Source organism: Neorhizobium sp. T7_12, assembly GCF_002968535.1.
GTDB classification, from domain to species: Bacteria; Pseudomonadota; Alphaproteobacteria; order Rhizobiales; family Rhizobiaceae; genus Neorhizobium; species Neorhizobium tomejilense.
On sequence record NZ_PVBK01000012.1, the window covers coordinates 134,122 to 156,664 of the forward strand.

General features: G+C 62.0%; 22 protein-coding genes and 1 pseudogene. 15 read left to right on the top strand and 8 right to left on the bottom strand.

Going from position 1 to position 22,543, the window contains the following annotated elements:
- Position 1 precedes the first annotated feature (1 nt).
- Positions 2–460, bottom strand: a complete 459-nt coding sequence (locus C5J26_RS22720) for a (2Fe-2S)-binding protein (RefSeq protein WP_105403841.1) — start codon at positions 458–460, stop codon at positions 2–4.
- A 313-nt stretch (positions 461–773) separates the two neighbouring features.
- Here C5J26_RS22720 and C5J26_RS22725 point away from each other — a divergent pair, with 313 nt between their 5' ends.
- The 4 genes from C5J26_RS22725 (at position 774) to C5J26_RS22740 (ending at position 3,345) form a co-directional block, all read left to right on the top strand.
- Entirely contained in the window at positions 774–1,283 is a 510-nt protein-coding gene (locus C5J26_RS22725; protein ID WP_105403882.1) for a prolyl-tRNA synthetase associated domain-containing protein, read from the top strand.
- 58 nt (positions 1,284–1,341) lie between these two features.
- The gene (gene trxA / locus C5J26_RS22730; protein WP_105403842.1) at positions 1,342–2,316 is read left to right on the top strand and encodes a thioredoxin; all 975 of its coding nucleotides are present in this window, start codon (positions 1,342–1,344) and stop codon (positions 2,314–2,316) included.
- A gap of 151 nt (positions 2,317–2,467) precedes the next feature.
- A complete protein-coding gene (locus C5J26_RS22735) occupies positions 2,468–3,145 on the top strand; it encodes an LON peptidase substrate-binding domain-containing protein (protein WP_105403843.1) in 678 nt (225 codons plus the stop codon).
- An 11-nt stretch (positions 3,146–3,156) separates the two neighbouring features.
- On the top strand, positions 3,157–3,345 hold the full coding sequence (locus tag C5J26_RS22740) for a Trm112 family protein (protein ID WP_037081395.1): 189 nt from the start codon (positions 3,157–3,159) through the stop codon (positions 3,343–3,345).
- A 19-nt stretch (positions 3,346–3,364) separates the two neighbouring features.
- On the opposite strand, the pseudogene C5J26_RS22745 reads toward C5J26_RS22740, so the two are convergent.
- Positions 3,365–4,582: pseudogene (locus tag C5J26_RS22745) on the bottom strand (ubiquinone biosynthesis hydroxylase); the annotation flags it as partial.
- An 84-nt stretch (positions 4,583–4,666) separates the two neighbouring features.
- On the opposite strand from C5J26_RS22745, the gene tesB reads away from it, so the two are divergent.
- From tesB to C5J26_RS22775, 6 genes are all read left to right on the top strand, one after another.
- Positions 4,667–5,551, top strand: coding sequence for an acyl-CoA thioesterase II (tesB, locus tag C5J26_RS22750; RefSeq protein WP_105403845.1), 885 nt, complete (start codon positions 4,667–4,669; stop codon positions 5,549–5,551).
- A 224-nt stretch (positions 5,552–5,775) separates the two neighbouring features.
- A complete protein-coding gene (locus C5J26_RS22755) occupies positions 5,776–6,114 on the top strand; it encodes a P-II family nitrogen regulator (protein ID WP_105403846.1) in 339 nt (112 codons plus the stop codon).
- 29 nt (positions 6,115–6,143) lie between these two features.
- Positions 6,144–7,565, top strand: a complete 1,422-nt coding sequence (locus tag C5J26_RS22760; protein WP_105403847.1) for an ammonium transporter — start codon at positions 6,144–6,146, stop codon at positions 7,563–7,565.
- 243 nt (positions 7,566–7,808) lie between these two features.
- Complete coding sequence (locus tag C5J26_RS22765) at positions 7,809–10,508, top strand: DNA translocase FtsK (RefSeq protein WP_105403848.1); 2,700 nt, start codon at positions 7,809–7,811, stop codon at positions 10,506–10,508.
- Between the two features lie 75 nt (positions 10,509–10,583).
- Entirely contained in the window at positions 10,584–11,240 is a 657-nt protein-coding gene (locus C5J26_RS22770; protein ID WP_038590969.1) for an outer membrane lipoprotein carrier protein LolA, read from the top strand.
- Positions 11,241–11,353: 113 nt separating this feature from the next.
- Positions 11,354–12,157, top strand: coding sequence for an exodeoxyribonuclease III (locus C5J26_RS22775; protein ID WP_105403849.1), 804 nt, complete (start codon positions 11,354–11,356; stop codon positions 12,155–12,157).
- A 194-nt stretch (positions 12,158–12,351) separates the two neighbouring features.
- Here C5J26_RS22775 and C5J26_RS22780 read toward each other — a convergent pair whose 3' ends face one another.
- Both C5J26_RS22780 and C5J26_RS22785 read right to left on the bottom strand, forming a co-directional pair.
- Positions 12,352–12,807 carry a cyclic nucleotide-binding domain-containing protein gene (locus C5J26_RS22780; RefSeq protein WP_105403850.1) on the bottom strand — a complete coding sequence of 152 codons (456 nt, stop codon included), beginning with the start codon at positions 12,805–12,807 and terminating at the stop codon, positions 12,352–12,354.
- Between the two features lie 9 nt (positions 12,808–12,816).
- Entirely contained in the window at positions 12,817–13,500 is a 684-nt protein-coding gene (locus C5J26_RS22785) for a response regulator transcription factor (RefSeq protein ID WP_046637381.1), read from the bottom strand.
- A 213-nt stretch (positions 13,501–13,713) separates the two neighbouring features.
- Here C5J26_RS22785 and C5J26_RS22790 point away from each other — a divergent pair, with 213 nt between their 5' ends.
- Positions 13,714–14,265 (top strand): L,D-transpeptidase, encoded by a 552-nt coding sequence (locus C5J26_RS22790; RefSeq protein ID WP_105403851.1) that lies wholly within the window; start codon positions 13,714–13,716, stop codon positions 14,263–14,265.
- Between the two features lie 211 nt (positions 14,266–14,476).
- Here the strand turns inward: C5J26_RS22790 and leuC are convergent, their stop codons facing one another.
- On the bottom strand, positions 14,477–15,886 hold the full coding sequence (leuC, locus tag C5J26_RS22795; protein ID WP_105403852.1) for a 3-isopropylmalate dehydratase large subunit: 1,410 nt from the start codon (positions 15,884–15,886) through the stop codon (positions 14,477–14,479).
- Positions 15,887–16,209: 323 nt separating this feature from the next.
- Here leuC and ppk2 point away from each other — a divergent pair, with 323 nt between their 5' ends.
- On the top strand, positions 16,210–17,124 hold the full coding sequence (ppk2, locus tag C5J26_RS22805; RefSeq protein ID WP_105403853.1) for a polyphosphate kinase 2: 915 nt from the start codon (positions 16,210–16,212) through the stop codon (positions 17,122–17,124).
- 86 nt (positions 17,125–17,210) lie between these two features.
- Here ppk2 and C5J26_RS22810 read toward each other — a convergent pair whose 3' ends face one another.
- Positions 17,211–18,029 carry an amino acid ABC transporter permease gene (locus tag C5J26_RS22810; protein ID WP_105403854.1) on the bottom strand — a complete coding sequence of 273 codons (819 nt, stop codon included), beginning with the start codon at positions 18,027–18,029 and terminating at the stop codon, positions 17,211–17,213.
- A 4-nt stretch (positions 18,030–18,033) separates the two neighbouring features.
- Positions 18,034–18,828, bottom strand: coding sequence for a transporter substrate-binding domain-containing protein (locus C5J26_RS22815; protein WP_105403855.1), 795 nt, complete (start codon positions 18,826–18,828; stop codon positions 18,034–18,036).
- A 166-nt stretch (positions 18,829–18,994) separates the two neighbouring features.
- On the opposite strand from C5J26_RS22815, the gene C5J26_RS22820 reads away from it, so the two are divergent.
- Both C5J26_RS22820 and C5J26_RS22825 read left to right on the top strand, forming a co-directional pair.
- Positions 18,995–20,275, top strand: coding sequence for an MFS transporter (locus tag C5J26_RS22820; RefSeq protein ID WP_105403856.1), 1,281 nt, complete (start codon positions 18,995–18,997; stop codon positions 20,273–20,275).
- A 37-nt stretch (positions 20,276–20,312) separates the two neighbouring features.
- The gene (locus C5J26_RS22825; RefSeq protein WP_245441243.1) at positions 20,313–20,912 is read left to right on the top strand and encodes a nuclear transport factor 2 family protein; all 600 of its coding nucleotides are present in this window, start codon (positions 20,313–20,315) and stop codon (positions 20,910–20,912) included.
- A gap of 66 nt (positions 20,913–20,978) precedes the next feature.
- Here the strand turns inward: C5J26_RS22825 and rplS are convergent, their stop codons facing one another.
- Positions 20,979–21,533 (bottom strand): 50S ribosomal protein L19, encoded by a 555-nt coding sequence (gene rplS / locus C5J26_RS22830; RefSeq protein WP_046605196.1) that lies wholly within the window; start codon positions 21,531–21,533, stop codon positions 20,979–20,981.
- 263 nt (positions 21,534–21,796) lie between these two features.
- On the opposite strand from rplS, the gene C5J26_RS22835 reads away from it, so the two are divergent.
- On the top strand, positions 21,797–22,543 hold the full coding sequence (locus tag C5J26_RS22835) for a sulfite exporter TauE/SafE family protein (RefSeq protein ID WP_105403857.1): 747 nt from the start codon (positions 21,797–21,799) through the stop codon (positions 22,541–22,543).

Consider the following 22,543-nt stretch of genomic DNA (forward strand, 5'->3'; position numbering starts at 1 on the left):
CTCAGCCCTCCATCGAGTTGGCGGCGTTGTGGATCGCCGCGCGGATGCGATGGTAGGTGGCGCATCGACAGATATTGCCGGTCATCGCGCCGTCGATATCGTCATCCGTCGGCTTCGGCACCATCTGCAGCAGGGCGACCGCCGACATGACCTGCCCAGACTGGCAGTAACCGCATTGGGGCACGTCAAGGCCCGCCCAGGCAGTCTTCACCGCATCGGCTTCCTTGCCGGAAACGCCTTCGATGGTGACCACGTCCGAACCTTCGATCGTCGCGATCGGGGTCACGCAGGAGCGGCGCGGCATGCCGTCCAGATGCACCGTACAGGCGCCGCACTGGGCGACGCCGCAGCCGTATTTGGTGCCGGTGAGTTTTTCGAAATCGCGGATGACCCAGAGAAGTGGGGTGTCGGGGTCGCCGTCGAACGTTCTTTCCTGTCCGTTGAGCGTGAAGGTGACCATGAGGCAGACCTTTCAGTTGGGAAGCCGGGCGCTGCGCCGGCACTGGAGATTGAGCGGCTAATATCGGCCGGGGCCGGTATCGAGGGGCGCGAAACACTGCGCGAAATAAACCTGAGTCAACTGGAGTAGTTATTATTTATCAATTGGCTGCCGGCCGCCGATCGAATGCCGCAGGCCGGTTCTCCACGCCTGATTAGATGGTCGGCCGTCAGACCAGGTCAAGCGCCTCACGAGATCGTGTGCACCTGTCTTGGCCGGCCCGACCATTCCGGTTATAGTCCGCCCGCCCGCCAACAGAGCCAATTCCATCAGCATGACAGAGACAAAGCCGAAAACCGCCGAGGATCTTTTCCGCTTCCTCGACAGCCTGGATATTCCCCATTCGACCAAGACGCACCCGCCGGTTTTCACCGTGGCGGAATCCGAAAGCCTGCGCGACGAAATTCCCGGAGGCCATACGAAGAACCTGTTCGTGAAGGACAAGAAGGACCAGTATTTCGTCCTGACGGTCGAGGAGCGCGCGACGGTCGACCTGAAGACCGTGCACAAGATGATCGGAGCGTCGAGCCGCGTCTCGTTCGGCCGGCCCGAAATGCTTCTGGAATATCTCGGCGTGGTTCCCGGTTCGGTGACGGTGTTCGGCGCGTTCAACGATACGGGCCGAAATGTTACCTTCGTGCTCGACGAAGACCTGCTGAAGCACGACGTCATCAACGGCCACCCGCTGTCGAACGACGCCACGACCTCCATCGCCAGCAGCGATCTCATCCGCTTTCTGGAGGCGACCGGCCATCAGCCGCTTGTCTTGAAAGTGACGGACTGACATACGATCTTTGCAGCCTATATGGCAAAGATGCGAAAGCGTTCCCGGGAGAACATTCATGAGCGGCAGCAATAACCCCTATGGCGGTTCCTACGGCGGGCAGATGACTGCTTCGGCAAGCTTTGGGGCGGCGCCGGCCGCATCCGGTCCTGCCGGGGTCTACGTATCCGACACCAGCACCGCCGGCTTCACCAAGGACGTGCTCGAAGAATCGCGCCGCCAGCCGGTTCTCGTCGATTTCTGGGCGCCCTGGTGCGGTCCCTGCAAGCAGCTGACGCCGGTGCTCGAAAAGGTCGTCAACGAAGGCCAGGGCCGGGTCAAGCTCGTCAAGATGAATATCGACGATCACCCGTCGATCCCGGGCCAGCTCGGCATCCAGTCGATCCCGGCGGTCATCGCCTTCGTCGACGGCCGTCCGGTCGACGGTTTCATGGGCGCGGTGCCGGAAAGCCAGGTTCGCCAGTTCATCGACAAGCTCGCAGGACCTCCGGGCGCCGACCAGGCTGCCGAGATCGAAGCGGCTCTCGCCGAGGCAGAGACCCTGCTTGTCGGCGGTGAAATCCAGGAAGCCGCCCAGCTTTACGGCGCCGTCCTGCAGGCAGATCCGGAAAATGCCAAGGCCGCCGCGGGGATGATGCAGTGCCTGATCGCAATGGGCGAGACGGCGCGTGCCAGCCAGATGCTGGCCTCCCTCCCGGAAGAGCTTGCCAAGGAACCGGTGATCCAGGCGGTCGCCAAGAAACTCGAGCAGATCGAGGAAGCCCGCAAGCTCGGCGATCCGGTGGCTCTCGAGCGCCAGCTCGATGCCAACCCGGACGACCACGATGCCCGCCTGAAGCTCGCCAAGATCCTCAACGTCCAGGGCGAACGGGACAAGGCTGCCGAGCATCTGCTGACGATCATGCGCAAGGACCGCACGTTCGACGACGACGGCGCCCGCCGCCAGCTCCTGGCATTCTTTGATGTCTGGGGACCGAAGGATCCGGCGACGATCGCCGCCCGCCGCCGCCTGTCCTCAATCCTGTTTTCGTAGACGGGGACCTGTTTTCGTAAACACGGGTCCGTGTTCGCAGCCAAGGCCAATCCTCAAGGATTGGCCTTGCGTTCTCCGGTGGGTGCCCCACATTATTCCGAGCGGCGAATCTTTGGTCTGAGCCAGTGGTCGTCTGGGAGGTGTCGGACCCATGCATGTGGGAAATGCGAGATATCTGAAGCGGGAGGATCTGCCGGAGACGGTTCCTGTCTTTCCTCTTACCGGCGCGTTGCTTCTGCCGGGCGGACAGCTGCCGCTCAACATCTTCGAGCCACGGTATCTCGCCATGTTCGACGCGGCGCTTGCAGGTAACCGGCTGATCGGTATCGTACAGCCGTCGTTGCTTGAATCCGGCGAGGCCGTCGAAGGCCCGCGGGCTCCGCTCTCGACGGTCGGCTGCATCGGCCGCATCACATCGTTTGCCGAAACCGGTGACGGCCGATACATCACCTCGATCAGCGGCATCTGCCGGTTCCGGCTCATCGAGGAGGTGGGCCACGGCCATCCCTATCGCACCTTCAAGATCGCGCCGATGATGACGGACCTCTCCACCGAGGACGACGAGGGTACGGTCGACCGTGCCGAATTGCTGCGCGTCTTCCGCGCCTATCTCGACGCCAACAAGCTGGAAGCGGATTGGGAAAGCGTCGAGCGCGCCGGCAACCGCACGCTCGTCAACTCCCTGTCGATGATGTCGCCCTTCGGACCTGCCGAGAAACAGGCTCTCCTCGAAGCGCCGGACCTGCGTACACGCGCCGAAACGCTGATCGCCATCACGGAAATCCTGCTGGCGCGCGATTTCGGCGATTCCGACACCATCCTCCAGTAAGGCCCAAGCGCATGGACGAGAAACTCAGCAAGGTCGATCCGAAACTGCTCGACCTGCTCGTCTGCCCGCTCTCCAAGAGCCGGCTATCCCTCAATCGGGAAACCAACGAGCTCATCTCCCAGAAGGCGCAGCTTGCCTACCCGATCCGCGACGGGATTCCGATCATGCTGATTTCCGAGGCCCGCAAGATCGAAGACTGAGAGGTTGCCGGACGGGTGGCTAGATCGCCTCGCCCGCGAGCAGTTTGGGGCCTTCTTCGCCGCTCTTTCCGGCCGCCTGGTCGATGAAGAAGGTCTTCAGCTTCGGGAGTTTTTCGACGATGCCTAACCCGAAGTCGCGGGCGATGCGGATCGGGGTGATGTCGTTGGAGAACAGCCGGTTCAGCACGTCGGTCGTCACGCCCATGCGGAACGTATCGAACCGTCGCCAGGACTGATAGCGCTCCAGCACGTTGAGCGCGCCGATGTCGAGGCCGAGCCGGTCGGCTTCGACCACCGTCTCGGCAAGTGCCGCGACGTCCTTGAAGCCGAGATTGAGGCCCTGGCCGGAAATCGGGTGGATGCCGTGCGCCGCATCGCCGGCAAGGGCGACGCGCGGGGCCACGAAGGCGCGGGCGAGCGTCAGGCCGAGCGGGAAGGCGCGTTTGTCGCCGACCACCGTCAGCTCGCCGAGCTTATGGCCGAAACGGCGCTGCAGCTCTTCCTCGAACACCAGATCGTCGGCGGCGACCAGCCGGTTGGCCTCCGCCGTCCGTTCGGTCCACACCAGCGAGGAACGGTTGTTGGTGAGCGGCAGGATGGCAAACGGGCCGGACGGCAGGAAATGTTCTTCCGCCACGCCTTCATGCGGCCGCTCGTGGGCAACCGTCGCGACGATGCCCGATTGGCCGTAATCCCAGGTGACGGTCTTGATGCCGGCCATGTCGCGCAGTTTGGAGCGCACGCCGTCGCAGGCGACCAGAAGGCGGGTCTCGACGGCCGAGCCGTCGGAGAGCGACACGGTGCAACGGGTGCTGCCGGACTGGAAGCCGGTGGCGGAAAGTCCGTGGCGGATGGCAATCCCGAGGCGTTCGGCGGCGCCGCGCAGCGCCCGCACCATGGCGACGTTCGGCACCATGTGGGCGAACGGCCTGCCTTCCTCGATTTCGCCGTCGAAGGTGAGGAAGACCGGCCGCACCGGATCGGACGTGCGGCTGTCGGTGACGACCATCCGGTTGATCGCCTGGGCGTCCACGGCAATCTCGTTCCAGACGCCGATGACGTCGAGCATGCGGGTTGCGGCGGCGATGATGGCGGAGGCCCGCTCGTCCTTTTCCCAGACGCCGGCAGGAGCCGCTTCGATCACCTCGACCTGCAGATGCGGCGCCGCCTGCTTGACCGCGACAGCGGCGGCGAGACCCACATAACCGCCTCCAACAACCAGCATGTCCAGCATTTGCCTAAACTCCCGTGAGACTTGAGAATATCATGTGGTGGATATAGATCATCCGACAGCCGCTTCCTATCGCCGGAGTTCGTCATAATGTCGCGCCAGACCGAATCCCCCTCTGCGATGGAACAGCTCATCGCGACGCTCGACCTCGAAAAGCTCGAGGAGAACATCTATCGCGGCACCAGTCCCGACGTTGGCTGGCAGCGAGTATTCGGCGGCCAGGTGATCGCCCAGGCCCTGATGGCCGCCCAGCGGACCGTCGAGGCCGACCGTTTCGTGCATTCGCTGCATGCCTATTTCATGCGCCCCGGCGATCCTTCCGTTCCGATCCTCTATCAGGTGGAGCGTATCCGCGACGGGTCAAGCTTCACCACCCGCCGGGCGGTGGCAGTGCAGCACGGCAAGGCGATCTTTGCCATGTCGGCCTCCTTCCAGGTGGAGGAGGGCGGTTATGATCACCAGATCGACATGCCTTCGGTGACCCAGCCGGAGGATCTGATGGGGGAGAAGGAGTTCAAGGAGCTCTTCCTCAAGAAGGCGCCGGAGAACGTGCGTCGCTACTGGAGCCGGGAGCGGCCGATCGAAGTGCGCCCGACCTCGCTCGTGCATTATCTGACCAGGGACAAGCTCGAACCACGGCAGGACATCTGGGTCCGGACTGTCGGCGAGGTGCCATCCGACCGCCTCTATCAGGCAGCTGTGCTCGCCTATCTCTCCGACATGACGCTGCTCGACGCGTCGCTTTATCCGCACGGCACGTCGATCTTCGATCCGACGCTTCAGGCGGCGAGCCTCGACCACGCAATGTGGTTTCACAGGCCCGCCACATTCGACGACTGGCTCCTCTACACGCAGGACAGCCCAAGCGCCTCCGGCGCCCGCGGAATGACCCGCGGCAGCATTTACACCCGTTCTGGCACACTGATCGCCTCGGTCGCCCAGGAAGGACTGATTCGGAAAAAGGCAAATGATTAATAGTTGTGCAATTTTTCAATTTTGCACAAATTTTGGACGTATTTGCGCCATCCAAATGCCCGTTTTTTGAGACCTGCGTTGTAAGCCTTTACATTTCAATAACTTATAGGCGTCATCGAAACTGGCACGCCCCTTGAATGTACCTCGTCAGTCGTTGTCATGATCTTGACGTCGATGAGGAGAGTCGGCCTTGGCCGAGGACAAACAAAGGATGGGAAAGCCAGATGAAAATCGTGATGGCCATTATCAAGCCGTTCAAGCTGGATGAGGTGCGCGAAGCCCTCACGGCTGTCGGTATCCAGGGCCTGACCGTGACCGAAGTCAAAGGTTACGGGCGCCAAAAGGGACATACCGAAATCTATCGCGGTACCGAATATGCCGTAAGTTTTCTGCCAAAGCTGAAGATCGAAATCGCAGTCCCCTCCGACCTCGTCGAAAAGGCCGTGGAAGCGATCGCTTCAGCCGCCAAGACAGGCCAGATCGGCGACGGCAAGATCTTCGTCTATTCGATCGAGCAGGCCGTGCGCATCCGTACCGGCGAAACCAACACAGAAGCGCTTTAAGCACGGCTTGACAGGGGAGTTTTTTAGCTATGCAATTTAATAGGATTTCCACTCTGGGGCGCCTGAGTGCCGCTGCCGCGGCGCTTCTCGCGCCCGCCGTCGCCTTTGCGCAGACGGCTGCCGCACCGGCCGCTGAAGCCGCAGCTCCGGCCATGACGGTCGACAAGGGCGATACGACCTGGATGCTGATTTCTTCCATCCTTGTCCTGCTGATGATCGTGCCTGGTCTGGCACTGTTCTACGGCGGTCTCGTTCGCGCCAAGAACATGCTCTCTGTTCTGATGCAGGTCATGATGATCGCTGCCGTGGCGATGATTGTCTGGGTCACCTACGGTTATTCGCTCGCCTTCACTGACGGCGGCTCGATCAACAGCTTCATCGGCGGCTTCTCCAAGATGTTCCTTGCAGGCGTCGACACGACGACGATGTCGGAAAGCTTCACCAAGGGTGCGGCCATTCCGGAACTCGCCTTCGTTTGCTTCCAGATGACCTTCGCAGCTATCACTCCTGCGCTGATCATCGGTGCGTTTGCCGAACGTATCAAGTTCTCGGCGGTCATCCTCTTCACCATCCTGTGGCTCACCTTCGTCTACTTCCCGATGGCCCATATGGTCTGGTTCTGGGGCGGCCCGAGCGCCTATTCCGGCCCGACCGGCCTGATCTTCGGCTTCGGCGCGATCGACTTCGCAGGCGGCACCGTCGTCCACATCAACGCTGGTATCGCAGGTCTCGTCGGCGCCATCATGGTCGGCAAGCGCACCGGCTTCGGCAAGGATATGATGGCTCCGCACTCGATGACGCTGACCATGGTCGGCGCAGCACTTCTGTGGGTTGGTTGGTTCGGCTTCAATGCCGGTTCGAACCTCGAAGCCAATGCCTACGCAGCCCTTGCAATGATGAACACCTTCGTTGCGACCGCTGCCGCTATCGTTGCCTGGGCCCTCGTTGAAACCTTCGCTCGCGGCAAGGCTTCCATGCTGGGTGCTGCTTCGGGTGCTGTTGCCGGTCTCGTCGTGGTCACACCGGCTGCCGGCTTCGTCGGCCCGATGGGCGCTATCATCATGGGCCTGATCGTCTCGCCGGTCTGCTACTTCTTCGTCTCGACCGTCAAGAACAAGTTCGGTTACGACGATACGGCTGACGTCTTCGGCGTACACGGCATCGGCGGCATCATCGGTGCGATCCTCACCGGCGTGTTCGTCAACCCGGCTCTTGGTGGCGCAGGCATCGTCGACTATTCGACGGCTGACTTCGCTGCCAGCTATGCCGGCACGGCAACCCAGGTCTGGGCTCAGTTCAAGGGCGTGATCGTCACTGTCCTGTGGTCCGGCATCGGTTCGGCAATCCTCTACAAGATCGTCGATCTGATCGTTGGCCTGCGCGTCACCGTCGAAGCCGAACGCGAAGGTCTCGACCTTTCGACCCACGGCGAAGCCGCTTATCACTCCTGATCAACGATTCACGGCGGCGGGCAACCGCCGCCGTGGCACATTGCGCCGCAGCTTCCGCGCAAGCTGCATTGGCCCGGGTTTCGACCCGGGCTTTTTTATTCATGTTTTCAGCCTTCGCCGAGCCCGTTTTGGTTAAAGGGACATTAACCACCGTCGCGCTATTCTCCGCTGGAATTGCGTGAATCAGGTCTCAGGCTGCCGATTCGCGCTTGGAGTTGCGTTCAAGGACGGCGGGCAGAAACGATGGGCAGAAGCAGTTCAGCGGCTATGGCAAACCGGTCCACCCGCCTGGTGCTCACCGCCTTCGTGTGGCGCCAGGCGCTGGCACTCGCCGGTTTCGGCATTTTCCTCGCATTGGCGCTGGCGGTTGCTGCATTGGCGACCTGGAACGTCGCCGACCCGAGCTTCTCCTACGCGACCGACAATGCACCGACCAATATTCTCGGCTTTCCGGGTGCGGCCTTCGCCGACCTGATGATGCAGTTCCTCGGGCTTGCAAGCCTCGTCGCCCTGCTGCCGGTGCTCGCCTTCGCCCTGGCTTTGATCGCCGGGCGCAAATACGACCGCGTTCCGGCGCGCCTTGCGGCCTGGGGCGGCGGCACGCTGCTCGCCTCCGCAACATTGGGTTGTTTCCCCGCGCCGCTCACCTGGCCGATCCCGAACGGCACCGGCGGCGTCATCGGCGACATGATCCTGCGCTTCCCCGCGTTGTTCGTCGGCGCCTATCCGACGGGTACCGTGGCGATGGTGCTCGGCTGCCTGTTCGTCATTCCCTGCGCCTGGCTGATGCTGTTTGCCTCCGGCCTTGTCGGCGAAGCCTTCGAGGAGGATGCCGAGGACGACGACCAGCCGGTTGCGGCCGCCAAGACCCGTTCCAAGCGTGAAGAGGTCGAGGAAGAGGACGACGAGGACCGGTTTGCCGGTTTCCTGGCGTTCGGCGCCATCGCTCACTACTGGTATATCGCCCAGGCCAGATTGCGTCGCCTTGCCGGCATCAAGCCGCGCAGTCGGATGGATTTCGACCAGCCCTACGATTTCAACGAGGACGAGTTCGGGACGCTGAACGAGCCGGTCCGCGCCCGATCGGCATCCGTTGCCCCCGGCCGTCGCATGGAGCCCTCGCTCGACGGTCCCGCCGAGCGGGCTACCTCGCCGCGTCGGGTGGTGGCGGCTCCACCGATTTCCCGCCATGACGATGACGACGACTACGATCCACCCTTCGACCTGGACGACATGCCGCCGCGTCCGGCCGGTATCCTGGCCGATGACGACGAGGACGATGACGCGCCGTTCGTCGCCTCGCGCGCACCGCAGACCGTCAACGGCATCCGCGTCCAGCAGCGTGTGGCGCCGTCGGCCGCGCCGCCGAAGCCGAGTGCCCGTGTTGCCCGCGAAGCCCAAGGCTCGTTCATTGCGCCGGATGGGTTCCAGCTGCCCTCCGTGCATCTGCTGAACGAACCGAAGGCCGTCGCCCGCGACGCTTCGCTATCGGCGGATGCGTTGGAACAGAATGCCCGGTTGCTCGAAGGTGTTCTCGAAGATTTCGGCGTCAAGGGCGAGATCATCCATGTCCGACCCGGCCCGGTCGTCACGCTTTACGAACTCGAGCCCGCGCCAGGCATCAAGTCGTCGCGCGTCATCGGCCTTGCGGACGATATCGCCCGTTCGATGAGCGCGATCGCTGCCCGCGTCGCCGTCGTTCCCGGCCGCAATGCGATCGGCATCGAACTGCCGAACCGCACCCGCGAGACGGTCTATCTGCGCGAAATGATCGGCTCCAAGGATTTCGAGGGCAGCAAGGCGAAGCTCGCCATGGCGCTCGGCAAGACGATCGGCGGCGAGCCCGTCGTGGCCGACCTCGCCAAGATGCCGCACCTGCTCGTCGCCGGCACCACCGGTTCGGGCAAATCCGTCGCCATCAACACGATGATCCTGTCGCTTCTCTACCGCTATACGCCGGAGAAGTGCCGCCTGATCATGATCGACCCGAAAATGCTCGAACTCTCCGTCTATGACGGCATCCCGCACCTCCTGTCGCCTGTCGTGACCGATCCCAAAAAGGCCGTCGTCGCGCTCAAGTGGACCGTCCGCGAGATGGAAGAGCGCTACAAGAAGATGTCCAAGATTGGCGTGCGCAATATCGACGGCTTCAACAGCCGCGTCGAGCAGGCGCTGGAAAAGGGCGAGGTGCTGACCCGCACCGTTCAGACCGGTTTCGACCGCCATACCGGCGAAGCCATGTACGAGACCGAGGAATTCGATCTCCAGCCGATCCCCTATATCGTCGTGATCATCGACGAAATGGCCGACCTGATGATGGTCGCCGGCAAGGACATCGAAGGTGCCGTGCAGCGCCTGGCGCAGATGGCGCGTGCCGCCGGCATTCATGTGATCATGGCGACCCAGCGCCCGTCGGTCGACGTCATCACCGGCACGATCAAGGCCAACTTCCCGACCCGCATCTCCTTCCAGGTGACGTCGAAGATCGACAGCCGCACCATTCTCGGCGAGCAGGGCGCCGAACAGCTGCTCGGCATGGGCGACATGCTCTACATGGCCGGCGGCGGCCGTATCCAGCGCGTCCACGGGCCTTTCGTCTCCGATACCGAGGTCGAAGACATCGTCGCCTACTTGAAAACTCAAGGGCACCCCCAATATCTCGATGCGATCACGGCCGATGACGACGAGGACGGTGACGGTTCCGGCCCGGCCGGCATGTCCAACCTCGCGGAGTCGGACGACCCTTACGACCAGGCGGTGGCGATCGTGCTGCGGGACGGCAAGGCGTCGACGTCCTATGTCCAGCGCCGTCTCGGCATCGGTTACAACCGTGCCGCTTCGCTCATAGAGCGGATGGAGCAGGAGGGGCTGATCGGGCCGGCCAACCACGCCGGCAAACGCGAAATCCTGGTGCCGACCGAGGGCGACATCCTCGAACGGTAAGGCTTTCGTGATCAACCACGGGCCGGCCATCAAGCCGCCGCCTTTGGTGCGGAGGAGTAACGAAAGGAGACCAGAATGAAGAACGAAAAGACCATCCTTTCAAACATCAATTCCAGCGCGCTTGGCCGGCGGCAGTTTTCGCTGGGTCTTGCGGGCCTGGCCGCGGCCGCCTTTGCGCCCAACCTCGGTTTCGCCCAAAGCGCCGGCAGTGCTGCGGCTCAGAAAATCGCCGACCACTTCTCGTCGGTCAAAACCATGATGGGCGAATTCGTGCAGTTCGGCCCGCGCGGAGAGCAGACCGGCGGCAAATTTTTCATCGAGCGTCCCGGCAAGCTGCGCTTCAATTTCGAGGATCCGTCGCCGATCCGCGTCATCGCCGACGGCAATAACGTCGTCATCGGCAATATGAAGCTCAAGACCTGGGATATCTATCCGCTCTCCAAGACGCCGCTCAGCCTGCTTTTGGCGAGCCGCATCGACCTCGGCAACCAGATGGTCCGCAACGTCAAGGAAGAGTCCGACCTCACTACGATCGTGCTCGGCAACAAGACCGTGTTCGGCGATTCGACCATCACCATGATGTTCGATTCCAAGACCTACGATCTGCGCCAATGGACGATCACCGATGCCCAGAACAAGGATACGTCGGTGATGATCTACAACGTCCAGAACGGGGTCAAACTCGACGATAAGGTCTTCATCATCCCCTATGAGGACGTCCGCAAGGGCTGACCGCGGCAGGGCCTGAAATCAATGAAGGGCTGCGCCTGGCTGGGCGGCCCTTTTTGCTTCTCACGGACGGCAAAATTCCCTAAAGCTCGCGGGGCAGAGCCCCGAGGGATATCATGACATTTTCGATTGCGACCTGGAATATCAACTCCGTGCGGCTGCGCATGCCGATCGTCCAGCAGTTCCTCGTCCGCCACAAGCCGGACATTCTCTGCCTGCAGGAAATCAAGTGCCAGGAGCCCGAGTTCCCGCTGCAGCCGCTGAAGGACCTCGGTTACCAGCACATCATCATCCACGGCCAGAAGGGCTATCACGGCGTCGCCATCGCCTCGAAAGTGCCGCTCCTCGAAGACCATCGCCAGAACTACTGCAATGTCGGCGATGCCCGGCACATCTCGGCGCTCTTCGAACGCGGCTCGCGGCGAATCCGCCTGCATAATTTCTACGTGCCCGCCGGCGGCGACGAGCCGGACCGGACGATCAACCCGAAATTCGGCCACAAGCTCGATTTCATCGAGGAGATGAAGGCGCTGAAGGCCGATGCCATGCCCGGCATTTCCTCTGTCCTCGTCGGCGACCTCAATATCGCCCCGCTGGAGCACGACGTCTGGTCGCACAAGCAGCTCCTGAAGATCGTCAGCCATACGCCTGTCGAGACCGAGGGCATGAAGGAGATCATCGCCAAGGGCGGCTGGCTCGACCTGATGCGCCAGCACACGCCGGAGCCCGAAAAGATCTACACGTGGTGGAGCTACCGCGCCAAGGACTGGGAAGCGGCGAACAAGGGCCGGCGGCTCGACCATATCTGGTCCTCGCCCGATCTCGGGCCGTTCCTCGACCGCATCGACGTGCTGAAGGAAGCCCGCGGCTGGAACCAGCCTTCGGACCACGTCCCGGTGACGGCGGTGTTCAAGATTTAAGATCGGTGGGTCTTATCCGTCGCGATATGCTGCGGGACTGTGGGCCCCTCATCCGCCTGCCGGCACCTTCTCCCCGCTGGGGAGAAGAGATATGCCACGCCGCGGCCGTTCTTCCTCTCCCTTGGGGAGAGGGTGGCCGAGCAAAGCGGAGGCCGGGTGAGGGGCTGCGGGCTCGGTTAGATTAGCAAGAAGCCTCAGGCAAACCGGTCCTGCATCGCTGCTGCCGCCCTGGCGAGGCTGGCGATGTTGTCGCGGATGCGGCTTTCGATCACCCGGCCGACCTGGGGATATTCCTCGAGCAGGCGGTGGAACAGCGAGCGGCTGATCTTCAGGGCCTCGGAATCCTCGATCGCAATCGCGGTGAACTTGCGCTCCACCATGGTGACGAGCGCCAGCTCCGACAGCAGCGTGCCGGGACCGACCGTCGCCTCCACCTTCAACTCGCCACCCCGATCCGCCATCAGCAGCTCGAAACGGCCCCTGGCGACGATGAAGGCCGATTCCGCCGGGGATTTCTCCCGGAACAGTTGCTGGCCGGTCGTCACCTGCCGACGCTCGGCACCGAAGGCGACGAGGCGCAGCTGGTCGTCGTTCATGTCCCGGAACAGCGGAACCTGCGAAAGCAGGCGAATATCTTCGGTCAGCGACATCAGGGCCCTTTACGGTACGATCTTGTAGCCGCCGTTTTCAGTGACCAGGATTTCGGCGCTCGACGGATCGCGCTCGATCTTCTGGCGAAGACGGTAGACATGGGTTTCCAGCGTATGCGTAGTGACGCCGGAATTATAGCCCCAGACTTCCTCCAGGAGGACGTCGCGGGTCACGACCTTCTGGCCGGCGCGATAGAGGTAGCGGATGATCGCCGCTTCCTTTTCGGTCAGGCGGATCTTTTTACCGTCCTCGGTGGTCAGCAGCTTCTGGCTCGGCTTGAAGAGATAGGGGCCGACCGTGAAGGTGGCGTCCTCGCTCTGCTCGTACTGGCGAAGCTGGGCACGGATGCGGGCGAGCAGCACGGCGAAGCGGAAGGGCTTGGTCACATAGTCGTTGGCGCCGGCTTCGAGGCCGAGAATGGTGTCGGAATCGGTGTCGTGGCCGGTCAGCATGATGATCGGCGCCTTGAAGCCGTTCTTGCGCAGCAGTTTCACCGCCTCGCGGCCGTCCATGTCCGGCAGGCCGACATCCATGATTAGCAGGTCGATCTGGGCATTCTTGGCGGTCTGCAGCGCCTTGGCCGCATTCGCCTCCTGGAGGATTGCGAACTCGTCATAGAACGACAACTGCTCGACAAGTGTCTCGCGCAGATCATCGTCGTCGTCCACCAGGAGTATCGTGCGCGCTGCCATGCGTTCTTGCCTTTCGTCTCGCCGTTGCGTCCAGACTGCTGTTGCAGCCAATCGAAGCGCATTTAGGGCTCCTCGACCTAAATCCCTACAGCATCGACCCAAAAATCGGAATCGATTTTCGGAAAGTACGATGTTTCGATTCAATATGCGCAGCGCTTTAGTGTGCTATGAATTCAAACGAAATCATATTCAAAGCAAAACCTTGTGAGAGAAATGCAGCGTTTTCGCGAGGGAAATCACAAAAAGACGGCTGTCGTCACCGTTCGCACCGCGCCGCGCGACCGGCGCCGTGCGATAGTCTCCTTCGGCGGCATCACCGTGCCGGCGGCACTCGGGCGGTCCGGCACCTCTCCCTTCAAGCGGGAAGGGGACGGTGCAACGCCGATCGCGCCGATGCGCCTCCTCAACGGCTATGTCCGTGGGGACCGCGTGACGCTGCCCCCGACGCCGCTTTCGATGACGCGCATCGGTAAAGACCTGCTGTGGTGCGACCAGCCGGAGCACCCGTCGTACAATCGCCCGGTAAAGGCACCGTTCCGGCCAAGTCATGAAGAGATGATGCGCGCCGACGGGCTCTACGACATCTGCCTCGTGCTCGACTGGAACGTCACCTCGCGAGCCCGCAACCGCGGCTCGGCGATCTTCTTCCACCTGATCAAGCCGGGCTACCAGCCGACCGCCGGCTGCATCGCCGTCAGTCTCCCCGACATGAAACGGCTGATCCGCTTCATGCGCAAGGGTACGGTGGTGAGGGTGCTGGGGTAGCGGCGTCGTCAAATCCCCTCACCAACAAAATCTAAGACTTAGCTGAAGCTAAGATCTTGATTTTGTAACCTCTCCCCTTGCGGGAGAGGAAGCGATTTCAACATCTTAAGCTTTGCTTAAGTGTTAGAAATCGCAGGTGAGGGGATCGCTTCCGGAAACGAAAATGCCCGGCGCGGAGGCCGGGCATCTCGAAGTCAAATTCTCAAAAAGCCTATTTCCACTCGCGGATGTCGACGAAGTGGCCCGCGACCGCGGCTGCGGCGGCCATGGCCGGCGAGACGAGATGGGTGCGGCCCTTGTAACCCTGGCGGCCCTCGAAATTGCGGTTCGAGGTGGAGGCGCAGCGCTCGCCCGGCTTCAGGCGATCGTCGTTCATCGCCAGGCACATTGAACAGCCCGGCTCGCGCCATTCGAAACCGGCATCCTTGAAGATCTTGTCGAGACCTTCGGCTTCGGCCTGTTCCTTGACGATGCCGGAGCCCGGGACGACCATGGCGGACACGGTCGAGGCGACCGTGCGGCCTTCGACAACCTTGGCTGCGGCGCGCAGGTCTTCGATGCGGCCGTTGGTGCAGGAGCCGATGAAGACACGGTCGATGGCGATATCGGTGATCTTGGTGCCCGGCTTCAGGCCCATGTAATCCAGCGCACGCCATTTCGAGGTGCGCTTGGTTTCGTCCGGGATATCGTCCGGGTTCGGAACGGAACCCTCGACCGAGATCACGTCTTCCGGCGAGGAGCCCCAGGAGACGATCGGCGGCAGGTTGGCGGCGTCGAGCACGACCACCTTGTCGAAATGCGCGCCTTCGTCCGTCTGCAGCGTCTTCCAGTAGTCGAGCGCCATGTCCCAGGCCTTGCCCTTCGGGGCGCGCGGCTTGTCCTTGATATACTCGAAGGTCTTTTCGTCCGGCGCGATCAGGCCGGCGCGGGCGCCACCTTCGATCGTCATGTTGCAGACCGTCATGCGGCCTTCCATGGAGAGCGCGCGGATCGCCTCACCGGCGAACTCGATGACGTGGCCGGTGCCGCCGGCGGTGCCGATCTCGCCGATGATGGCAAGGATGATGTCCTTGGCGGTGACGCCCGGCGGCAGCTGGCCGTCGACGCGCACCAGCATGTTCTTCGCCTTCTTCTGCACCAGCGTCTGGGTGGCGAGCACGTGCTCGACTTCAGACGTGCCGATGCCGTGCGCCAGCGCGCCGAAGGCGCCGTGGGTCGAGGTGTGGCTGTCGCCGCAGACGATGGTCATGCCCGGCAGGGTGAAACCCTGTTCAGGGCCGACGATGTGGACGATGCCCTGGCGGACGTCCTTTTCCGAATAATATTCGACGCCGAAATCACGGGCGTTCTGGGCAAGCGCTTCCACCTGGATGCGGCTTTCCTCGTTCTTGATGCCTTCGTGGCGGTCGGCCGTGGTCGGGACGTTATGGTCGACGACGGCGAGCGTCTTTTCCGGTGCACGGACCTTGCGGCCGGCAATGCGCAGGCCCTCGAAAGCCTGCGGCGACGTCACCTCGTGAACGAGGTGACGGTCGATGTAGAGAAGACAGGTGTGGTTCTCGTCCTCGGAAACGACGTGGTCGTCCCAGATCTTGTCGTAAAGGGTGCGGGGTGCGCTCATGGCTGCTGTCCGTAAAGCTGACTGAAACAGGAAATGGGTGTCCGGCAGCTTAGGGCTGCCGCAAGCTGAGACAATCAGCTAAGTCGGTCGCAAAGCGCCCCGGATACCCGCGCGAAAAACCGTGCCGGCAGACGTTTGTGGTCCTGCAGCACGACGATATGGTTCGCGAGGCATCCGAATTTCGATCCCATGGCCGCTGCAATAGCAGTTTCCGAAGAAATCGGCAATCGAATTGCTTCGCAGAAAATCTGTCGCATCTCTGTCATAAAGCTTTCGCGGAAACGTGGTTGATCTGAGTTTCCATAAAAGGAGGAATGCCCACCATGTCCGAACCCATGCAAGACCAGCTCAGCCGCATCAAGGAAGAGATCGCCGACAGCTTCGATGAAGAGCTGGAAATGCAGATGGAAGAGGACCGGCTCGACGAGCTGGTCGCCGAGGGCATGTCCGAGCCCGCCGAGGCGACGATCGACCGCCGGATCTATTTCCGCGAACTCTTCCGCCTCCAGCACGAGCTGGTCCGTCTGCAGGACTGGGTGCAGTACAAGAAGCTGAAGATGGTCGTGCTGTTCGAAGGCCGCGACTCGGCCGGCAAGGGCGGCGCCATCAAGCGCGTCACCCAGCGCCTCAACCCGCGTGTCGCCCGCGTCGTCGCACTGCCCGCGCCGACCGAGCGCGAACAGAACCAGTGGTATTTCCAGCGCTACGTCCCGCACCTGCCGACCGCCGGCGAAATGGTGATGTTCGACCGCTCCTGGTACAACCGCGCCGGCGTCGAGCGCGTCATGGGCTTCTGCACCAAGGACGAACTGGAAGAGTTTTTCCGCTCGGTGCCGGAATTCGAACGCATGCTGGTCCGCTCGGGCATCATCCTCGTCAAATACTGGTTCTCGATTACCGACGAGGAGCAGGAATTCCGCTTCAAGATGCGCATCCACGATCCGCTGAAGCAGTGGAAGCTGTCGCCGATGGACCTAGAAAGCCGCGTCCACTGGGAAGAATATACCAAGGCCAAGGAAGAGATGCTCCAGCGCACCCACATCCCGGAAGCGCCGTGGTGGGTGGTGCAGGCCGTCGACAAGAAGAAGGCGCGGCTCAACATGATCTCCCATCTTCTCGCCCAGGTGCCTTACGAGACCGTGCCGAAGGAGCAGATCGACCTGCCGGGCCGCGTCCGGAACGACGACTACATCCGCCACCCGGTGCCGGCGGACATGTACGTCCCGGAAGTGTACTGAATAAAACCGCGCCCTGCCGTCGTTGACGCTGCGGGGCGCTCGGCAGGGACTGAAACGGCGAGGCGGCCTTCGGGCCGCCTTTTGCGTTAGCGCTCCGTCCTCCTCCGCAAACGTCCTTCGATGCCGCGCAGGGCCAGCGACAGGCCGATCGTCAGCAGCAGGTAGATATAGGTGACGATCGAATAGGTCTCAAAGAAGCGGAAGGAGCCGGCTGCATAGACCTTGGCCATCTGGGTGATGTCGGCGACGCCGAGGACCGAGACGAGCGATGAATCCTTCACCATAGAGACGAAGTCGTTGGAAAGCGGCGGCAGGATCACCCGCATCGCCTGGGGGAAAACGATCAGCCGGAAACGCTGCCAGCGGGTCAAGCCCAGCGCCTTTGCCGCCTCGATCTGGCCGATGTCGACGGCCTGGAACCCGGCACGAAAGATTTCGGCAATGAAGGCGGCATAACCGATGGTCAGCGCGATGATCGCCCGCCACAGCAGCGAGACGTCGCGCACCAGAAGCGCTTGGCCCCAGCCGCCCTCGATCAGCGGCGCCAGCGCCCAATTGTAGAGCGTCACGAAGGCCGGCGCCCCGACGAAGGCGATGTAGAAGAGTAGCACGAGGATCGGGATGCCGCGGATGAGCTCGATATAGAAACGCGCCGCCTGCCTCAGCACGACATTGCCGGAAAGCCCCGCAAGCGCGATGCCGAGCCCGAGCAGTGTCGCCAGGACAAAGGCGGCGAGCGTCACGCCGGCCGTGATGCCGATGCCCTTGGCGACGACATTGAAGACCTGGGAATAAAGATCGTTGAGGGTGATGACCGCCGCCAGGCCGAGGCAAAGTATCGCGAAGGCGACCAGCCACCAGGGGAAATCCTGCGGCTGGGACGTTCTGCGACGCGAAGGCGCCATGCCTTTACTGGCCCATCTTGTAGTCGAGGAACCACTTCTTGTTCAGCGCAGCGAGCGTGCCGTCGGCTTTCAGGGCGGCGATCGCGGCATTGACCGGCGCAACGAGATTTGAGCCCTTCTTGAAGATGAAGCCGAAATCCTCGGTGCCGAGCGGCTGGCCGATCAGCTTCAAGGAGCCGCCGGAAGCCTTGACGTACCCGTCGCCGGCAGTGCTGTCCGTCAGCACCAGGTCGACGTCTCCCGCCTTCAACGCCTGCACCGTCGCACCGAAGGTCTCGAACAGCTTGATCCGCGGGTTCTGCTCGTTGCCGTCAAGGATCTCGTAGACCGCCGTGTAGAAGGGGCTCGTCCCCGGCTGTGCGCCGATAAGTCCGGTCGCCAGGGCGCCAAAACTCTTGGCGTCGGTGAAACGTTTTTCGTCGCCGCGCACCAGCATCAGCTGCTGCGAGCGCATGTAGGGATCGGAGAAATCGACCTTATCCTTGCGGTCGTCCTTGATGGTGATGCCGGTCATGCCGATGTCGTATTGCCCGTCGGAAACGGCCTGGATCATCGCGTCCCAGCTGGTGCCCTGGTATTCGAGCTTGAAATTCAGCCGCCTGGCGATCTCGTTCATCGCATCATATTCCCAGCCGATCGCCTTGCCGTTCTTCGGATCGACGAATTGCAGCGGCGGATAGGCGTTTTCCGTGACCACGACAACCGTCCGGCCCTTCAGGTCCGGCAGTTCGGCGGCGCTGGCGGCGGGTGCAAAGGCAAGGGCGGCAAGGCCGGAGATCAGCATACGGCGTGAGAGCATTGTGGCACTCCTGACAAATGGCTGGCGAATCCCTCTCATGAAAAGCCGGCCGATAGCAAGCGGCCGGCGGCGGGCATCTTTTTCTTGCCGCCCATGAGGGGGTCCCCTACATCCCCTTCACCGAAATACGCTGCTTCCCCTGCGGCAAATGCTTTGGAGTAAAAAGTTGGTTCAGGAAAAAGAGCTAATTTCAAAGATCGTGTGGCGGCTTATGCCATTCCTCGGCGTCCTTTATCTGATTGCCTATATCGACCGTCAGAACGTCAGCTATGCCAAGCTGGAAATGGTCGGCGCGCTGGGCATGAGCGAATATGCCTATGGTCTGGGCGCGTCGCTTTTTTTCATCGGCTATTTTCTGTTCGAGGTCCCGAGCAACCTCTTCCTCAACCGGTTCGGCGCCAGCCGCTGGTTCGCCCGCATCATGATCACCTGGGGCATCGTGACCGTGGCGCTCGCCTACACGCAGAACGCGACGATGTTCTACATCCTCCGTTTCCTGCTCGGCGTCGCGGAAGCAGGCTTCTTCCCGGGCGTCCTCTACCTGCTGACGCTCTGGTTCCCGAAGGATTATCGCGGCCGCATGGTCGGCCTGTTCATGATCTTCAGCGCGCTCGCCAATGCCGTGGGCGCCCCGATTGGCGGCATGCTGCTCGATCTCAACGGGCTGCTTGGCCATGCGGGATGGCAATGGGTCTTCCTGGCGACCGGCATTCCGGCGGTGCTCGCCGGGATCGTCACTTTCTTTTATCTCGACGACACGCCGGAAAAGGCGAAATTCCTGACGGAGGATGAAAAGCGCTGGCTGCACGATCGGCTGGCGCGTGAGAATTCCGGAATGGAGGAGCATGCAGACAACGGATTCAAGGCGCTCGTCAATCCGCGGGTGCTTCTGATGGCGCTCTGCTATATCGGCTTTCCGCTCGCTGCCTACGGTCTCAGCTACTGGCTGCCGACCATCGTCAGGGGGTTCGGCGTCTCGAACACGACGAACGGCTTCATCAACATCATTCCGTGGGTGATCGTCGCGCTCGCGCTATGGGTGGTGCCAGCCGCCGCAGACCGGGCCGAGAGCAAAACTCCCTATATTGTCGGTCCCGCCTTCGTCGGCGCGATATGCCTGGCGCTTTCGGCGCTCGTCACCTCGCCAACCTTGCAGTTCACTTTCCTTTGCGTCGCCGCGGCCGGCATTTTCGCCGGCCAGCCGGTCTTCTGGAGCCTTCCCTCACGCTTCCTCAGGGGTGCGGGCGCAGCGGCCGGCATCGCGGCGATCAATTCGGTCGGCAATCTCGGCGGCTTCGTCGCACAAAACGTCGTCCCGTGGATCCGGGATTCGACCGGCAACGATATCCTGCCGATGGTCTTCCTGGCGGTCTGCCTTGCCGTCGCCGGTGTCCTCGTCATCATCGTCGGCCGAATGTTGGCGGCGAGACAGGCGATCTCCGTCTGACCGGATGTTGCCGCCATTGGTTCCCTCTGCGGAACCAATGGCGGCAAAACTGCCTGCTTCCGCCTCATCGGCGTTTCTCCTATGTCTTTGGGCAAGCCAGATCAAAACGCTTGGGAGAACGTCGATGATACGAGTCTTGAAACCTGCCGCTCTGGGTTTGGTCCTGTTCGGGGCCGCGATGGGCACGCTTGCCCCGCCGTCGCTGGCACAGGAGCCGGTGTTGGCCGCCCCGGACAAAGACGCGCTTTTCACCAGCACGGACCCCAAGCTGCATGCAAACAAGCAGGTTGCCTACGGTATCGTCCGTGATCTGCTGGAAGCCAATCAGTGGGACAAAGCCGATCAGTACCTCACTGACCGTTACATCCAGCACAACCCGAATGCCGCGTCAGGACGCGAGGGGGTGGTGCGCTATTTCATCGACGTCCTGAAACGGAAGCCGAGCCCCATTCCGACCAAGATAAAAACGCCGGTCGTCTTTGTCACAGCGGAGGGCGATCTGGTGACCGTGGGGACGGTGCGCGAAATGAAAGATCCTCGCGATCCTTCGAAGAGCTATACCAGCACCTGGTACGACACATGGCGTATCGTCAATGGCAAGGCGGACGAACACTGGGATTCTGCCGTCAGGAATTAAACCCCTGTATCGCGCAACAGAAAAGGCGGCTCGAAGGCCGCCTTTTCTGTATTCGATATGAAAAGCTTATTCGGCAGAAGCTTCAGCGGCCTTGGCTGCTTCGGCTGCTTCAGCAGCTTCTGCTGCGGCCTTTGCTTCAGCGGCTTCCGCTGCTGCCTTTTCGGCGGCGAGAGCCTGGGCTGCTGCAACCTTCTCGGCTTCGATACGTGCCTTCTCTTCGGCAACGGCCTGGCGCTCGGCGTCGTTCAGCTTGCGGGCGCGAACGCCGGTGTCTTCGACGATACGGGCCGACTTGCCGCGACGATCGCGCAGGTAATAGAGCTTGGCGCGACGGACCTTACCGCGGCGAACGATTTCGACGCTCTCGACCATCGGCGAGTAGACCGGGAATACGCGCTCGACGCCTTCGCCGTAGGAGATCTTGCGAACGGTGAAGCTTTCGTTGATGCCGCCGCCGGAACGGGCGATGCAGACGCCTTCATAAGCCTGTACGCGGGTACGGGTGCCTTCCGTGACCTTCACGTTGACGCGGACGGTGTCGCCAGCGGAAAATTCCGGAAGCGTGCGCTTGGCTGCAATCTTGGCGGCCTGTTCGGCTTCCAATTCCTGGATGATATTCATCGTCTCAAACCTTTGGTTCTTCTGAAACAGCCAGAGCGCTCGGATAAATCCCTTTGGTCAAGCCTCGGGGATTTGCCTTTTCGGCAGAGCGAATTCACCATTCTTTGTTGCTGGTCGACGGGATATTTCCCATTTCCGGCTGGGCCAATACACGAAAGACATGGGTTTGTCATCCCGTTGATTGCGATTTTGTGACGAAAAAGCCCGCTATTGCCGTGTTTCGCCGAAGCCGTTATCTGATGGCCAGGGATGAGGAACCATCAATGACAATCACAATGATAGCCCTGCTCGCCGCGGCAGGCTTCCTGTCCGGCGCGGTCAACGCGATCGCCGGCGGCGGGACTTTTCTGACCTTCGGGGCGATGACGCTTGCCGGCGTTCCGCCGATCCTGGCCAATGCGACGTCCTCGATCGTACAGTTTCCAGGCTATGTCACTTCGACGATCGCCTATTGGGACGAGATTTCCAGCCGCTGGCGCAGCGCGCTTGTCCTGGCGCTCGTTTCGGTCGTCGGTGCCTTCGCCGGCGCTTTCCTGCTGCTGTCGCTCGACAATCCGTCCTTTCGCGCGCTCGTGCCCTGGCTGCTGGCGGCCGCGACGGCGGTGTTTGCCGCAGGTCCCTGGCTGAAACCCAAGGCATCGGCGGAGCGCCCGGCCAATTCTCCCGGTTCCGTCATCGGGCAGTTCCTGACGGCGATCTATGGCGGGTTCTTCGGCGCAGGCATGGGGATCATGATGCTTGCCGTGCTGGGGGTCACCACTGGCGGCAGCTATCACCACCTCAACGCGCTGAAAAACATGCTGGCGATCCTGATCGCGGCCGTCGCCATCATCGTCTTCGTCGGCGGCGGAGTCATCGCCTGGCCGGAGGCGCTGGTGATGATCCCGGCCGGCGCGCTTGGCGGTTATGCCGGCGTGTGGATGGCGCGGCGGGTGCCACAGGCCGTGTTGCGCTGGTGCGTGGTGGCCGTCGGAGTGGGGCTGACGATCTATTATTTCGTGACGGGGTGA

Coding starts and splice junctions, on each gene's coding strand:
- C5J26_RS22720 (WP_105403841.1), bottom strand. CDS start 460: ATGGTCACCTTCACGCTCAACGGACAGGAAAGAACGTTCGACGGCGAC.
- C5J26_RS22725 (WP_105403882.1), top strand. CDS start 774: ATGACAGAGACAAAGCCGAAAACCGCCGAGGATCTTTTCCGCTTCCTC.
- trxA (WP_105403842.1), top strand. CDS start 1,342: ATGAGCGGCAGCAATAACCCCTATGGCGGTTCCTACGGCGGGCAGATG.
- C5J26_RS22735 (WP_105403843.1), top strand. CDS start 2,468: ATGCATGTGGGAAATGCGAGATATCTGAAGCGGGAGGATCTGCCGGAG.
- C5J26_RS22740 (WP_037081395.1), top strand. CDS start 3,157: ATGGACGAGAAACTCAGCAAGGTCGATCCGAAACTGCTCGACCTGCTC.
- tesB (WP_105403845.1), top strand. CDS start 4,667: ATGTCGCGCCAGACCGAATCCCCCTCTGCGATGGAACAGCTCATCGCG.
- C5J26_RS22755 (WP_105403846.1), top strand. CDS start 5,776: ATGAAAATCGTGATGGCCATTATCAAGCCGTTCAAGCTGGATGAGGTG.
- C5J26_RS22760 (WP_105403847.1), top strand. CDS start 6,144: ATGCAATTTAATAGGATTTCCACTCTGGGGCGCCTGAGTGCCGCTGCC.
- C5J26_RS22765 (WP_105403848.1), top strand. CDS start 7,809: ATGGGCAGAAGCAGTTCAGCGGCTATGGCAAACCGGTCCACCCGCCTG.
- C5J26_RS22770 (WP_038590969.1), top strand. CDS start 10,584: ATGAAGAACGAAAAGACCATCCTTTCAAACATCAATTCCAGCGCGCTT.
- C5J26_RS22775 (WP_105403849.1), top strand. CDS start 11,354: ATGACATTTTCGATTGCGACCTGGAATATCAACTCCGTGCGGCTGCGC.
- C5J26_RS22780 (WP_105403850.1), bottom strand. CDS start 12,807: ATGTCGCTGACCGAAGATATTCGCCTGCTTTCGCAGGTTCCGCTGTTC.
- C5J26_RS22785 (WP_046637381.1), bottom strand. CDS start 13,500: ATGGCAGCGCGCACGATACTCCTGGTGGACGACGACGATGATCTGCGC.
- C5J26_RS22790 (WP_105403851.1), top strand. CDS start 13,714: ATGCAGCGTTTTCGCGAGGGAAATCACAAAAAGACGGCTGTCGTCACC.
- leuC (WP_105403852.1), bottom strand. CDS start 15,886: ATGAGCGCACCCCGCACCCTTTACGACAAGATCTGGGACGACCACGTC.
- ppk2 (WP_105403853.1), top strand. CDS start 16,210: ATGTCCGAACCCATGCAAGACCAGCTCAGCCGCATCAAGGAAGAGATC.
- C5J26_RS22810 (WP_105403854.1), bottom strand. CDS start 18,029: ATGGCGCCTTCGCGTCGCAGAACGTCCCAGCCGCAGGATTTCCCCTGG.
- C5J26_RS22815 (WP_105403855.1), bottom strand. CDS start 18,828: ATGCTCTCACGCCGTATGCTGATCTCCGGCCTTGCCGCCCTTGCCTTT.
- C5J26_RS22825 (WP_245441243.1), top strand. CDS start 20,313: ATGGCGGCAAAACTGCCTGCTTCCGCCTCATCGGCGTTTCTCCTATGT.
- rplS (WP_046605196.1), bottom strand. CDS start 21,533: ATGAATATCATCCAGGAATTGGAAGCCGAACAGGCCGCCAAGATTGCA.
- C5J26_RS22835 (WP_105403857.1), top strand. CDS start 21,797: ATGACAATCACAATGATAGCCCTGCTCGCCGCGGCAGGCTTCCTGTCC.